Annotated in this window: 12 protein-coding genes and 2 tRNA genes; 3 read left to right on the top strand and 11 right to left on the bottom strand. The window is 72.8% G+C overall.

What is annotated here, in order from left to right:
* Positions 1-15: 15 nt before the first annotated feature.
* The 9 genes from AB5J51_RS21255 to AB5J51_RS21215 all read right to left on the bottom strand — a co-directional run bounded on the left by AB5J51_RS21255 (position 16) and on the right by AB5J51_RS21215 (position 6,257).
* The gene (locus AB5J51_RS21255; RefSeq protein WP_369778347.1) at positions 16-1,566 is read right to left on the bottom strand and encodes a sensor histidine kinase; all 1,551 of its coding nucleotides are present in this window, start codon (positions 1,564-1,566) and stop codon (positions 16-18) included.
* The gene (locus AB5J51_RS21250) at positions 1,566-2,333 is read right to left on the bottom strand and encodes a response regulator transcription factor (protein WP_053785396.1); all 768 of its coding nucleotides are present in this window, start codon (positions 2,331-2,333) and stop codon (positions 1,566-1,568) included. The genes AB5J51_RS21255 and AB5J51_RS21250 overlap by 1 nt, the downstream gene beginning before the upstream one ends.
* Positions 2,334-2,459: 126 nt before the next feature.
* Positions 2,460-3,338 carry an amidohydrolase family protein gene (locus tag AB5J51_RS21245; RefSeq protein ID WP_053785397.1) on the bottom strand — a complete coding sequence of 293 codons (879 nt, stop codon included), beginning with the start codon at positions 3,336-3,338 and terminating at the stop codon, positions 2,460-2,462.
* Positions 3,322-3,660, bottom strand: a complete 339-nt coding sequence (locus AB5J51_RS21240; RefSeq protein ID WP_053785398.1) for an antibiotic biosynthesis monooxygenase — start codon at positions 3,658-3,660, stop codon at positions 3,322-3,324. The genes AB5J51_RS21245 and AB5J51_RS21240 overlap by 17 nt, the downstream gene beginning before the upstream one ends.
* A 117-nt stretch (positions 3,661-3,777) precedes the next feature.
* A complete protein-coding gene (locus tag AB5J51_RS21235; RefSeq protein WP_369778346.1) occupies positions 3,778-4,659 on the bottom strand; it encodes a DUF2797 domain-containing protein in 882 nt (293 codons plus the stop codon).
* The gene (locus AB5J51_RS21230) at positions 4,656-5,090 is read right to left on the bottom strand and encodes an Lrp/AsnC family transcriptional regulator (RefSeq protein WP_053785400.1); all 435 of its coding nucleotides are present in this window, start codon (positions 5,088-5,090) and stop codon (positions 4,656-4,658) included. The genes AB5J51_RS21235 and AB5J51_RS21230 overlap by 4 nt, the downstream gene beginning before the upstream one ends.
* A gap of 170 nt (positions 5,091-5,260) precedes the next feature.
* On the bottom strand, positions 5,261-5,626 hold the full coding sequence (locus AB5J51_RS21225; RefSeq protein ID WP_030292447.1) for a PH domain-containing protein: 366 nt from the start codon (positions 5,624-5,626) through the stop codon (positions 5,261-5,263).
* 200 nt (positions 5,627-5,826) lie between these two features.
* Positions 5,827-5,899, bottom strand: a tRNA-Arg gene (locus AB5J51_RS21220).
* 267 nt (positions 5,900-6,166) lie between these two features.
* Positions 6,167-6,257, bottom strand: a tRNA-Ser gene (locus tag AB5J51_RS21215).
* Between the two features lie 228 nt (positions 6,258-6,485).
* Between AB5J51_RS21215 and AB5J51_RS21210 the strand changes: the two genes are divergently transcribed.
* From AB5J51_RS21210 to AB5J51_RS21200, 3 genes are all read left to right on the top strand, one after another.
* Positions 6,486-6,923, top strand: a complete 438-nt coding sequence (locus AB5J51_RS21210) for an SSI family serine proteinase inhibitor (RefSeq protein WP_053785408.1) — start codon at positions 6,486-6,488, stop codon at positions 6,921-6,923.
* A 119-nt stretch (positions 6,924-7,042) separates the two neighbouring features.
* Complete coding sequence (locus AB5J51_RS21205) at positions 7,043-10,519, top strand: PAS domain-containing protein (RefSeq protein ID WP_369778345.1); 3,477 nt, start codon at positions 7,043-7,045, stop codon at positions 10,517-10,519.
* Between the two features lie 13 nt (positions 10,520-10,532).
* Entirely contained in the window at positions 10,533-11,117 is a 585-nt protein-coding gene (locus AB5J51_RS21200; protein ID WP_053785410.1) for an antibiotic biosynthesis monooxygenase, read from the top strand.
* Between the two features lie 18 nt (positions 11,118-11,135).
* On the opposite strand, the gene AB5J51_RS21195 is transcribed toward AB5J51_RS21200, so the two are convergent.
* Positions 11,136-12,785: a long-chain fatty acid--CoA ligase gene (locus AB5J51_RS21195; protein ID WP_136225029.1), complete on the bottom strand. Its 1,650-nt coding sequence runs from the start codon at positions 12,783-12,785 to the stop codon at positions 11,136-11,138.
* A gap of 291 nt (positions 12,786-13,076) precedes the next feature.
* Complete coding sequence (locus tag AB5J51_RS21190; RefSeq protein ID WP_030292456.1) at positions 13,077-13,610, bottom strand: SigE family RNA polymerase sigma factor; 534 nt, start codon at positions 13,608-13,610, stop codon at positions 13,077-13,079.
* Between the last annotated feature and the right edge of the window lie 158 nt (positions 13,611-13,768).

Below are 13,768 nucleotides of genomic sequence, written 5' to 3'. Positions count from 1 at the left end.
TCGCCCGGCGGGCTGTCACCGCTGTGTGGTGAGCCTGTGCCCCGTCTGTGAATCCGTCTTCGTGCACCTCGTCGTCCGGTCCGGGGCAAGGGGGAGCAGGACCTCGAAGCGGGTGCGCCCCGGCTCGCTCCGTACGTCCACCTGTCCGCCGTGCGCCGCCACGACGGCCTGGACGATGGCGAGCCCGAGGCCGGTGGAGCCTGCCGCACGGGAGCGTGAGGCGTCGCCGCGGGCGAAGCGTTCGAAGACGTGGGGGAGCAGGGCGGGCGGGATACCGGGCCCGTTGTCCTCGATCCGCAGCCGGACGGCGGATGTTTCACGTGAAACATGGGCGATGACGGTGGTACCGGGCGGGGTGTGCGTACGGGCGTTGGCGAGCAGGTTGACCAGCACCTGCTGGATCCGCGCCGGGTCGGCGAGGATCGGCGCGGGCTCGTCGGGCAGCTCGAGGCGCCAGTGGTGCTCGGGGCCCGCGGCCCGTGCGTCGCTGACGGCGTCGACGACGAGCGGGGCGAGGTCGGTGTCGGCCGAGGAGAGCGGGCGGCCGGCGTCGAGCCGGGCGAGGAGCAGCAGGTCCTCGACGAGGCCGGTCATCCGGGTCGCCTCGGATTCGATGCGGCCCAGGGCGTGCCGGGTGTCGGGTCCGGGTTCTTCCCTTCCCCGGCGGGTGAGTTCGGCGTACCCGCGGATGGAGGCCAGCGGCGTGCGCAGTTCGTGGCTGGCGTCCGCGACGAACTGTCGGACCCGGGTCTCGCTCTGCTGGCGGGCCGTGAGCGCGGAGGAGACGTGCCCCAGCATCCGGTTGAGGGCGGCGCCGACCTGGCCCACCTCGGTACGGGGGTCGGCTTCGGCGTCGGGGACCCGCTCGTGGAGGGCGGGTTCGCCGCTGTGCAGGGGGAGTTCGGAGACCCGGGTGGCGGTGGCGGCCACCCGGCGCAGCGGGCGCAGGGCGACGCCGACCAGGGCCTGCCCGGCGAGGGAGGCCGCGATCAGCCCGGCCACGGTGACGAAGACCTCCACGGCGATGAGCGTGCTCACGGTGGAGTCGACCTCGGCGAGCGGGAAGCCGAGGACCAGGCTGCCGTCGGGCGCGGTGAGCACGCGGTACGCACCGAGGCCCGGCAGGTCCAGGTTCGTGGCGCCCGGCCGGCCCTGTCCGGCGGCCTTGCGGGCGGCTCGGGCCAGGGCCTCGGTCTGGGCTGTCGTCAGGTGCTGGATGTGGTCGTACCCGGGCCCGCCGACGGCGGCGCTGCGGGCCGTGCTGGCGACCGTGCCGTCGGCGAGAAGACGGATCCCGGCAGCCCCCAGCGGGGAGCCGGGCACCAGGACGAACTTCTCGTCCCTGTCCCGGAGCGCCCTCTCCTCAAGGGGCTTCCTGGTGCCCATCTCGACGGAGACCCTCAGCTGGTCGTCGAGCTTGTCGACCAGGTACGAGCGCAGCGCGAGGGTGGTGACGGTCCCGATGGCCGCGCCCACCACGGCGATCAGCGCCACCGCCGAGACGACGAGCCGGGCCCGAAGGGACCAGGCACGGACGGGTCGGGGCCGCGGCAGGCGGAGAGCCACTACTCCGCCGGCTTGATCAGATAGCCGGCGCCGCGCCGGGTGTGGATCATCGGCGGGTAGCCCGGGCCGCTCTCCAGCTTCCGCCGCAGGTAGGAGATGTACAGCTCGACCACGTTGGCCTGGCCGCCGAAGTCGTAGGACCACACCCGGTCCAGGATCTGCGCCTTGCTGAGCACCCGCCGGGGGTTGCGCATCAGGTAGCGCAGCAGCTCGAACTCGGTGGCGGTCAGGTGGATCTCCCGGCCGCCGCGGGACACCTCGTGGCTGTCCTCGTCGAGCTGCAGATCGCCGACGGCCAGGACGGAGCCGCCGCGCGCGGCCTGCGCCGCGCCCGAGCGGCGGACCAGGCCGCGGAGCCTGGCCACGACCTCCTCCAGGCTGAACGGCTTGGTGACGTAGTCGTCGCCACCTGCCGTGAGGCCCGCGATCCGGTCCTCGACGGAGTCCTTGGCCGTCAGGAACAGCACCGGGAGCTGCGGGATCTCCCGGCGCAGCTGTCCGAGGACGGCGAGTCCGTCCATGTCGGGCAGCATGATGTCGAGGACGACGACGTCCGGCCGGAACTCCCGCGCGGCCCGCACCGCGCCGGCCCCGTCGCCCGCGCTGCGGACCTCGCAGCCCTCGTAGCGCAGGGCCATGGAGAGCAGCTCGGAGAGCGAGGCCTCGTCGTCGACGACGAGCACCCGGCAGGGGCCGCCGTCGGGCCGGACGAGGGCCGTGGGGTTGCTGGTGGACGTGGACGCGTGGGAGGTGGTCGTCGCAGTCATGCGACCACGCTGACCGCGGCCTCTGAGAGCGTTCTTGTCCCTACCTGTGAATTTCCTGAGAACTGCACTGCCTGAGAGCGGCACTGTCTGAGAGCGGCACTGCCCGAGAAGCTCTCGGAGGCCCGCTCAGACCAGCCGGAACAGCCGGGCGCCGTTGTCGTGGCAGACCGCGCGCAGCCAGTCGTCGCCGAGGCCGAGCCGTTCCAGGGCCTCGAGCTGGTGCTCATACGGGTAGGGGATGTTCGGGAAGTCCGTGCCGAGCAGGATCCGGTCGCCGAGGTCCGCGAGCCGCCCGAGCTGTCCCGGCGGGAACCCGTGCAACCGCTCGGAAAAGTCGGTGAAGGCCATGGTGGTGTCCAGGCGCACCGCGGCGTACCGGTCGGCGAGGTCCAGGAAGTCGGCGTACTCGGGCATGCCCATGTGCGCGATGATCAGCGGCAGCCGGGGGTGCCGGGACAGCAGCCGGGCGATCGGCTCGGGCCCGGTGTACTTGGCCGGGACGGGCCCCGACCCGCAGTGGATCACGGTCGGGACGTCCGCCTCGGCGAGCAGCCCCCAGACCGGATCGAGCCGGTCGTCGTTCGGGTCGTACCCGCCGACCTGGAGGTGCGCCTTGAAGACCCGGGCCCCGGCCTCGACGGCCTGCCGCACGTACGCCTCGGCTCCCTCCTCCGGGAAGAAGGTCGCCGTGTGCAGGCAGTCGGGGGTCCGGGCGGCGAAGTCCGCCGACCAGGAGTTGAGCCATGCGGCCATCGCCGGCTTGTGCGGGTAGAGCATGGAGGTGAACGCCCGGACCCCGAACGCCCGCAGCAGCGCGACCCGCTGCTCCTCCTCGTGCCGGTAGGTGATGGGCCATTCGACGCCGGTCAGCGGTCCGACCGCGTCGAAGTAGTCCCACACCTTGTCCAGGACCCGCTCGGGCATGAAGTGCGTGTGGACGTCGACCAGTCCGGGCAGCCCGAGCCGCTCCCGGAAGGTGCGGACCGCGTCAGCCGTTGCGGGCAAAGCCGTGGCTCCGCTCGACGGTCGCGACGTGCAGGGTGTAGCTCTCGTACCAGTCGGCGCGGCCCCTCTTCATGGCCGCCTGGTGCTCCAGGTCCTGCCGCCACTCGGCGAGGGACTCGTGGTCGCGGAAGTAGGCGACGGTGATGCCGAGGCCGCCGGGAGTGCGGGCTGACTCGTAGCCGAGGAAGCCCGGGTTCTCGGCCACGATCTCGTTCATCCGCCGGCTGGTTTCCGGGTATCCGGTGTCGTCAGGGGTGCGGACATTGCTGAAGACCGCCATCACGTACGGCGGTTCGAAGGCGGGTACGGGCTGGATGCTCATGCCCACCACCCTCCGCGGCGGCCCCCTGGCATGTCCACCGGAAAGAGGCCCGGCAGCCCAAAGGGATCCAAGTTTTGACCTTGGGTGCCGCAGCGGTGCCCGCGGCGGGGCCGGTGGTCAGAACAGCCCGTCCTGCCCGCCTGGAGCGGCGAGCGGCGGCAGCTCGGCGACCGGCACCGCAGTCGTGCCGTCTTCGGCCGGGGCGACGAGCTCCCAGCCCGCGAGCAGCCGCGTGTCCACGACGAGCCCGTCCGCGAGGTGCAGATCGGGACCGGCCGCGGCGACGAGCCGGCCCACGACGGCCCCGCCGGGGACCATCCCGGTGATCACCCGTGTGGGAGCGGGCAGCCCGTCCAGCCCGAACGGCCCGGCGTGGTCGACGGTTTCGCACGCCAGCTGCTCCAGCGACTCCGGCCGGCCCGGCAGGGCCGCGGCCCGGGCATGCAGCTCGGCGACCTCCCGGGCCCGGTCGGCAGCCGCCGGCAGGTAGCCCCGTACGGCGCGCTTGCGGGCGTACGCGATCCGGTCCGGCACCCCCAGGGCGGCCCGCAGCAGCTCCTCGGTGCGGCGGGTGGCCATCAGCGGCCCCCGGCCCAGCCAGGTCCAGGTCACCGCCCCCTGCTCCAGCAGCCGGGCCGGGCCGCGCTCCTCGGCGGTGATGCCGACCTTGACCAGGCCGGGCCCGAACCAGGCCAGGTAGACGCGGTACGTGCGCGGATCGGCGGCGTTGGTGTCGGCGGCCACCGAGAACGACCGGTCCAGGCGGGCGCATTCGGGGCACTGGGCGTTCCCGGCCCGGCCGGGCACCGTGGCGGCCCTGGGGCACGGGGTCCGCTTCCCGGCCCGCCGCACGCCCAGGCAGTGCCGCTCCCCGCGGGCCGCGAAGGCCAGCCGCTGCCCGTACGTGAGCAGGCTGCTGCGCTCACCGCGCCCCTCGGCCCACCACCCGATGGCGGGGCGGCCGTCGTTCCACCGGATCCCGGTGCACCGCCAGGTCACAGCGGGAGCGGCCGCTCGAAGAAGGTCTCGAGCGCGACGGTGGCGTGCGTACCGCTGACGCCGTCGATGGCGTAGAGGCGGCGCAGGACGTCCTGCAGCTGCCCGGTCGTGGCGGTGCGCACCTTCACCAGGACGGAGGCGCTCCCCGCGATGATGTGCGCCTCCTGGATCTCGGCGATCGCCTCGAAGGCCGCCTTCGAGTCCCCCATCCAGGCGTTGGAGTCGACCATCACGTAGGCGAGCACCCCGCTCCCGACGGCCGCGGGGTCCACCTCGACCGTCGTGCGCCGGATGACCCCGCGCTCGCGCAGCTTGCGTACGCGCTCGTGCGTGGCCCCGGCCGAGAGCCCGACGGCGGCGCCGAGGGCGGCGTACGACTGGCCCGCGTCCTGCTGCAGGCGCAGGACGAGCGCCCGGTCGATGTCGTCCACGCGATCTTCCTCCCACATCCCCTTGAATCCCTGGCGCCGACGGTACAGGGTCCTGCAATCCCCCTACGAGACCGAATCGAATTCGGCCCCGACGACGCCGCGCGGCACCCTGATCGGCCGCATCCGCGTCCCGTCCTCCAGCGAGCGCCGCCGCCCGGGGCCCGGCGGGGCTACCGTGCGACGAACTGCGTCAGGATCGCCTGCACCTCGTAGATGTCCACGCCCTTGGTGAACGTCTTCTCGATCGGCGCCGCGCTGCCGGAGAGCCAGATCTTGAGCTCGGCGTCGAGGTCGAAGTGCCCGGCGGTCTCCACGGAGAAGTGCGTGATGCTCCGGTAGGGGATGGAGTGGTACTCCACCTTCTTTCCGGTGAGCCCCTGCTTGTCGACGAGCACGAGCCGCCGGTCGGTGAACAGGATCGTGTCCCGGATCAACAGGTAGGCGGCGTGTACCTGCTCCCCCTGCCCGAGCAGCCGCGCGTAGTCCCGCTGCGCCGACGACGGATCGACCGTGTGCGCGTTCCCGAACAGCCCCATGGGAGTCCCCCTCTTCCGGTTCCGAACCCTTCCGAACCCTCCCGAGGACCGTATCCAGGCCCTGCCCGCCGGTCGTCCCCCACGGGACCGATCCCCGACCCGGAGAACCCCCGGGTCCCCCTCCCCACCAAGGAGGACCCCGCAACGGCCCCCGGACAACGCAAGAGGCCCCCCGGTGAACCGGGGGGCCTCTTGGGCTGTGCACTCGGCAGGATTCGAACCTGCAACCTTCTGATCCGTAGTCAGATGCTCTATCCGTTAAGCTACGAGTGCTTGGGCTTCTCGGGGTTTTGCGCCCCGTTGGCCTTGCGAGAACAACAATACATGGACCTCGGCGGGACGCGAAATCCATTAACCAAACCGGCCCTGACCTGCGAAAACACTCCGGACGGAGATCATCCGGAAGGGTTCGCGCCGATGCCGGGACGGGGTTGGGGACGCCGGCGGTCCTGGCCGGATGGCGCCGACGCAACCCCCCGGACGCACCCGCCGCGAACGCACCGAAGCCCCGGTCCATCAGGACCGGGGCTTCGGCAGGTGCGGAGGCGGAGGGATTTGAACCCTCGATGGGCTTTAAGACCCAAACCGCATTAGCAGTGCGGCGCCATAGACCGGACTAGGCGACGCCTCCAGCACACCCTCGCGTACGAGGGTGCGTGCAGATGATGACACAGCCACAGGGCCGCTCACCAATCCGCTCCCACGGTACAAGGACAGCCGCCACCAGAGCAAAGCCTTAAGCACCCGGCGCGCGCCGCCCGCACGCATGCGCGCACGGACGCGCCTCCGTCCGTACGCAACGTCGGCGGGCGCGCGTCGTTGGTCAGGTGTACGACGTACGGACGACCTGGAGTGCCCCATGCTGCGTCTCGCCGCCTTCGCCGTCACCTCCGCCCTGGCCGCCACGGCGGCCACGGCCGCCGGGCCACTGCCCCCGCTGCCGCCGCTGGACCGGCTCCTGGCGGCGCCCGACCGCCTCACCATCGCCGTGTCCGCCACCGGCAACCCCCGGGCCGACGGCGAGTACCTGCTCGAGTGCAACCCCGTCGGCGGGAACCACCCCGAGGCCGAGCAGGCCTGCGTCCGCCTCGACAGCCTCGCGAAGCAGGGCAAAGACCCCTTCGCTCCTCAGGCCAAGCGGCAGATCTGCACCATGCAGGACGGCGGTCCGGCCACCGCGCACGTCACCGGAACATGGCAAGGCCACAAGGTGGACGCCACGTTCCGGCGGACCAACGGATGCGAGATCGCCCGGTGGAACGACCTGGAACCTGTGCTTCCGGGTGGGCGCTCCTGACCTGGGAGGATGCGAAGGATGCACGGTATCCACCGAACATCCGCCACCTCAGGCCGGGGCCGTGCCCTTAGACTCCTCCCGTGACATGCCGGTAGTTGTGGTCAGGGAGGAAGCTCGTCGTGAGCAGCAGGCCATCCCGAGGCGCTGCTCGCCTCGCAGCAATACTCGACGCTCTTCCGGACGCGCTGTTGCTCGTCAACGCCAACGGCACGGTCGTCAACGCGAATTCGATCGCCCTCGAGGTCATGGAGAGCCCCGGCACCGGGCTCGTCGGCCGCGGCGTGCTGGACCTCCTCCCCGAGTTCGACTCCAAGCTGATCCCCGGCTCCATGCGCCGGCCCGGCGAGGACGAGGGCGGCCGGGCCAAGCCCAAGCGGATGGTCGCGCGCCGCACCGACGGCACCGAGTTCCCCGTCGAAGTGACCGCCGCCCATCTCGACGGCCGCGACGCCTACCGCGAGCCGCAGCCCTACACGGGTGACGAGCTGCTCATGCTCGTCGTACGCGACCTCTCCGAGACCGTGGACACCGAGGCCGAGCTGGCCCGCTCCCAGCGGCAGACCGAGATGATCCTGCGGGCCGCCGCCGAGGGCGTCGTCGGCACGGACACCGACGGGCGGGTCGTGCTCGTCAACCCGGCCGCCGCGCAGATCCTCGGGTACCGCGCCACCGATCTCGGCAACCGCGAGCTGCACGGGCTGATCCAGCACTCGCGCGCCGACGGCTCGCCGTTCCCGTTCGAGGAGTCCCCGCTCGCCGACACCCTCCGCAGCGGGCGCAAGCACCGGGTCCGCGGCCAGGTGCTGTGGAACAAGGCCGGGCAGCCGGTCTCCGTCGACCTGACCACCTCGCCCGTACGGGACGGGGAGCTGCTCGTCGGCGCCGTCATGACCTTCACGGACCGACGGCCGTACGACGCCCTGGCGGCGCGGCACGCACAGCTGCTGGCGGTCCTCGGCGAATCCCTGCGGGGTCCGCTGGAGGAGCTGCGCGGGGAGCTGGCCACGCTGGCCGCCGACGACGCCGGGCAGCTGTGGCCCGAGGCCAACCAGCTGCTTCACCACCTGGCCGCCGGGTACTCCCGGATGACCGCGCTGGTCGACAACGTGCTCGGGTTCCAGCGCCTCGACGCGGGCACCGAGAAGCTCAAGAAGAAGAAGGTCCTGATCGACGGCGTCGTCGCGGCCGGCATCGACGGTGCGGTCGAGCTGATCGGCCCGGGCCGCGTGCAGTTCGCCGTGCACGCCCCGACCATCGAGGCCGAGGTGGACGCCGAGCGGATCGCCGGCGCCCTCGCGCACCTGGTCGCGGACGTCGCCGGGGTCGACGCCACCGGCAAGACCCGCCAGGGCAGCGGGTACAGCGACTCGACGATCGTGGTGGCCGCCGCTCAGCGGGGCGAGGTCGTACGGATCGAGGTGCGCGGGCCGTACGAGGGCGGCAACCCGGTGCACGAGCCGATCGTGCGGGGCATCGTGACCGCGCACGGGGGCGTGCTGCAGACGGTGGAGGTGCCCGGCGCGCCCGGCGGTGCGTACGTGCTGGAGCTGCCGCTGGGCGCGGGAGCCGGCACGGTGACGCTGCCGGATCCGGAACCGGAGCCCGCGAAGGAGCCGTCGGCCGAGGCCGCGGGCAAGGGCCCCGCCGGGCGGCGGGCCCGGCGCGGGGTGGACGCGTTCCTGGAGGACGCGGCCGACGAGGCGAAGGCGAACGGCGCCGCCGAGGGCGGGAGTGCGCTGGCACTGCCGTCCGGGCGGCGGCGGGCGGGCGAGGCCGGCGCTCCGGACGCTCCCGCCGCGGGCCCCGAGCTCGCGCAGTCCCCGGTGAACCCGGCGGGCCTGGGCACCGGGCGCCGACGCGGCCGGGACGGCGACGGAAGCGGAACCGGCGGCGAGGGCGGTCCCGGCCGGCCCGTGCCCCCGCAGGGCGCCGCCATGCCCGCGCTGCCGCCCGTGCCTCAGGTTTCTCCCGGTCCCGGCTCCGGTTCCGGTGTGCCCCTGCCCCCGATGCCGCAGGGCTCGGCTTCGCCGGTGCCGCCGGGTTCGGGCTCGCCGGTGCCGCCCGTACCGCCGGTGCCTGCCGTGCCGCCGGTTCCGGTGACCGAGCATCCCGCCGGGCGCCGGCGGGCGCTGGGTCCCGTGGCCGCGCCGCAGCCCGGCGGTCCCGTGCCCGCGACCGGGCTCGGGCCGGCTCAAGCCGCCCCGCAGGCCCCCTCCCGGCCCATCGCCCCCGAGGGCGGCTTCGCGCTGCCCGCCGGACCGACCCCGCCGCCGGCTCCCGCGCCGGTTCAGGGCGCGGTACCGGCTGCGGGCGCCGCGCAGACCCCCGCCATGGCCGGTCCGGCCCCTGCTCCCGCCGAGGCCGAGGGCGAAGCCCCGGCCGGGCGGCGTGGGCGCCGGGTGCTGGGCGCGCCCGGTGCCGAGCCCGCGGCTCCCGCCGCGCAGCCGGCCGCGGCCACGGAGGAAGCCGTCACCCCGACCGGGCGGCGGCGGGCGCTGCCCGCCACTCCGGCCTGGCCGGTTCCGGCGGCCCGGACCGCACCCGAGGACGAAGAGGCCGCCGGCCAGGCCGCCGTGCCCGGCGCCCGGCAGTCTCAGGACTCCCCTGCGGAGGCCGCGCAGCCGATCAGCGTGCGCGCCCTCGGCACCCTCGGCCAGGGCATCTCGGTCGACCCCGGAAGCACCAACGGCGCAGGCGGCACGGGCGGCTCCGGCCGCCGGCGCCGGCTCGCCGAGCCCGCGCCCCAGGGCCGGGCGTTCGCGATAGGAGCCCCGGAGGCGGGTGCCGACGAGGGCCCCGAGCCGCTGGACGGGCCCGGCGGCGCCGTCGAGGTGGTCAACCGGCCCGTACCGCTGCCCGTGGACGACGAGCTTCCTCCCGAGCCCCTGGACAACCCGCGCCGCCTGCTGGTGTGGCCGGCGCCCGATGTGCAGACCCAGCAGGCGCTCAGCGACCGCGGCTACCGCCCGGTGATCGTGCACTCCCGCGAGGAGGTGGACGCGCAGATCGCCGCGTTCCCCGCCGCGCTGTTCGTGGACCCGCTGACCGGGCCGATCACCCGGACCGCCCTGCAGTCCCTGCGCCAGGCCGCGGTGGCCGCCGAGGTGCCCGTACTGGTCACGGCCGGGCTGGGGCACGCCACGCGCGAGGCGGCGTACGGGGCCGACCCGGCCGTTCTCCTCAAGGCGCTCGCACCGCGCGACAGCGAGCAGCACCCCTCCCGGGTGCTGCTGATCGAGGAGCACGACGAGATCGCGACCGCGCTGACGGCCGCCCTGGAACGGCGCGGCCTCCAGGTCGCCAGGGCGGGCGCGGACACCGACGCGGTGGAGCTGGCGACGCGGATGCGGCCCAACCTGGTGGTCATGGACCTGATGCAGGTCCGGCGCCGCCGGGCCGGGATCGTGGACTGGCTGCGTGCCAACGGACAGCTCAACCGAACGCCGCTGGTCGTCTACACGACAACGGGGATCGACCCGGCCGCACTGCCGCGGCTGGCCTCCGGGGAGAGCGTCCTCTTCCTGGCCGAGCGGTCCACCACGGCGGACGTCCAGGGCCGCATCGTGGACCTGCTGGCCAAGATCGGTACGAACTAGTCATCCTGGCCCGATGGCCATCATCGACACGAGCGAGCACACCGTCCCCGCCGACAACGGGGAGGTGAACCTCCTCATCGCTCGCCAGGTGGAACCGGGCCACGAGGAGACGTTCGAGGCCTGGGCACACGGCATCCTGGAGACGGCTGCGAACTTCCCGGGGCACCTGGGGTACGGGCTGTTCCGTCCGGCGACGGACGGCGGGCCGTGGTTCCTGGTCCACCGCTTCCGGGACCAGGCGGCCTTCCAGCGGTGGCAGGACTCCGCCGAGCGGGCCCAGTGGTTCTCCAACTGCCTGGGCCACCACCACACCGAGATAGCCCGGCGCGAACTGCACGGCATGGAGACCTGGTTCGCGAAGCCGGGTACGACCCGGCCCGCGCCGCCGCGGTGGAAGATGGCGATCAGCTCGGGGCTGGCCATCTTCCCGATCTCGCTCGCCGGCAACGCGGTGCTCGGGCCGTACCTGGTGAACCTGCACTTCGTCCTGCGGACGGCCGCCTTCGCCGTCGTCTTCAGCACACTGATGACCTACCTGGCGATGCCGGCCGTCAGCAGGCTGCTGCGGCCCTGGCTGACGAAGGCCGGCCAGGGCTGAGCAGGTACCGCGGTCGGTTCAGTCGAGCTTGGTGACGTCCAGCTCGCCGTCCGCGTACTGCTTGCGGATGACCTTCTTGTCGAACTTGCCGACGCTGGTCTTCGGCACGGCCGCGACGATCGCCCAGCGCTCGGGCAGCTGCCACTTGGCGATGGACTGGCTGAGGAAGACGCGCAGCCCCGCGTAGTCCACGCTCGCGCCCTCCTTGAGGACGACGGTGGCCAGCGGTCGCTCGCCCCACTTGTCGTCCGGAACGGCGACTACCGCCGCCTCGGCGACTTCGGGGTGCGCCATCAGCGCGTTCTCGAGCTCGACGCTGGAGATCCACTCGCCGCCGGACTTGATGACGTCCTTGGCGCGGTCGGTCAGCGTGAGGTACCCGTCGGGGCTGATCACGCCGACGTCGCCGGTCTTCAGCCAGCCGTCCGCGCTGAACTTGTCCTCGGGGCGCAGCGGTTCGCCGGAGGCGCCGCCGTAGTAGGCGCCCGCGATCCAGGTGCCGCGCACCTCGAGCTCGCCCGCCGACTCGCCGTCCCAGGGCAGGATGTCGCCCCCGGGGCCCACCAGACGCGGCTCGACGCCCGCCGGGAAGCGGCCCTGGGTGACCCGGTACGGCCACTCCTCCTCGGCGCTCAGCCCGGCCGGCGGGTGTGCCATGGTGCCGAGCGGGGAGGTCTCGGTCATGCCCCAGGCGTGACAGAGGCGGACGCCGAGCTTGTCGTAGGCCTCCATCAGGGAGGGCGGACAGGCCGCGCCGCCGATGGTGACCTGCTTCATGGAGGTGAGGTCGCGCGGGTTGGCGGTGACCTCGGCGAGCAGGCCCTGCCAGATGGTGGGGACGGCCGCAGCGTGCGAGGGCTTCTCCCGTTCGATCATCTCGGCGAGCGGGGCGGGCTGCAGGAACCGGTCCGGCATCAGCATGTTGATACCGGTCATGAAGGTGGCATGGGGCAGGCCCCAGGCGTTCACGTGGAACTGCGGGACGACGACGAGGCTGGTGTCCTTGTCGGTCAGGCCCATCGACTCGGTCATGTTGACCTGCATGGAGTGCAGGTAGATGGAGCGGTGGGAGTAGATGACGCCCTTGGGGTCGCCGGTGGTGCCGGAGGTGTAGCACATGGCGGCTGCCTGGCGCTCGTCCAGCTCCGGCCAGTCGTAGCTGTCGGGGCGGCCTGCGAGGAGCTCCTCGTACTCGTGAACGTGTACGTCCAGCCCGTCGAGCGCGGAGCGGTCGCCGATGCCGGCGACCACGACGTGCTCGATGGTGGGCAGGTGCGGCAGCAGCGGTGCGAGCAGCGGCAGCAGGGTTCCGTTGACCAGGACGACCCGGTCGGCCGCGTGGTTGACGATGAAGACCAGCTGCTCGGGAGGCAGTCGCAGGTTGAGGGTGTGGAGGACGGCGCCCATGGAGGGGATCGCGAAGTACGCCTCGACGTGCTCCGCGTTGTTCCACATCAGGGTGGCCACCCGGTCGTCCTGCTGGACGCCCAGCTCGTCGCGCAGGGCGTTGGCGAGGCGGGTGGCGCGGGTACCGATCTCGGCGAAGCTGCGGCGGTGCGGCTCGGCCTCCCCGGTCCAGGTCGTGACCTGGGATTTACCGTGGATCGTCATCCCGTGCTGGAGTATGCGGGTGACGAGGAGCGGTACGTCCTGCATGGTGCTCAGCAAAGCGTCCTCCCGGTGAGCGCTGCGGCGCTGCGGCGGCTACGGATGCCGTCGATTCTGCGCACGTACCGGTCGGCATGTCACTACCCGGGGGTACAAACGCGGCAAGTAATCGCTGTTCGGGTCCTTCCGTTGGCATCGTGCACAGGCTGGGGGCGGGCTCGCGGTGCATCGCGCACAGGGCGGGGCGCCTTGACGGTTTCACGTGAAACATCCAGGGCTGTTTCACGTGAAACGTGGGCCGCTTCAGACGTGGGCCGCTTCAGACGTCGGCCGGTTCAGACGTCGGCAGGTTCAGCGGACCGGGGTGAGCTCCGGGTCGTCGCGGAGCTTGACCAGCGCGCGCGAGACGGCGCTCTTGACCGTGCCGATCGACACCCCGAGCAGCTCGGCGGTCTGTGCCTCGCTCAGGTCCTCGTAGTAGCGCAGGACGACCATCGCGCGCTGCCGATCGGGCAGCCGGGTCACCGCGCGCCACATCGCGTCGCGCAGCGCCTGCGCCTCGGCGGGGTCGGATGCCGGCGTGTCCTCGGTCTCCGGGAGCTCGTCGCAGGCGAACTCGTCGACCTTGCGCTTGCGCCACTGGGAGGTACGGGTGTTGACCAGGGCCCGCCGGACGTATCCGTCGAGGGCGCGGTGGTCCTCGATGCGGTCCCAGGCGACGTACGTCTTGGCGAGGGCCGTCTGCAGCAGGTCCTCGGCATCGCACGGGTTGGCGGTGAGCGAGCGTGCGGTGCGCATCAGGACCGTGCCGCGGGTCCGGACGTACGCCGAGAACGACGGGTACGGCGTCGGGTTCGAGGCGAGCGTGCACACAGGCGTGGTCATGGCTCCACGCTAGAAGCGCGGCCCCGGCCTGGGATCGGCCGCAAGTGCCGAAGCCGGATCCATCTCAGGTTGTAGGGGTGGGGCCCACCCCACCTCCTGAAGGTGGAGGAGGCGGGGTGCGCCGCGGGCGCCCGGGCGCCGGCCCGGGGGCCGGCCCG

Origin of the sequence: Streptomyces sp. R33 (assembly GCF_041200175.1) — a bacterium.
GTDB lineage: Bacteria > Actinomycetota > Actinomycetes > Streptomycetales > Streptomycetaceae > Streptomyces > Streptomyces katrae_B.
The sequence above is the reverse complement of the archived record's forward strand: the minus strand, read 5'-3'. Positions and strand labels throughout refer to the sequence as shown.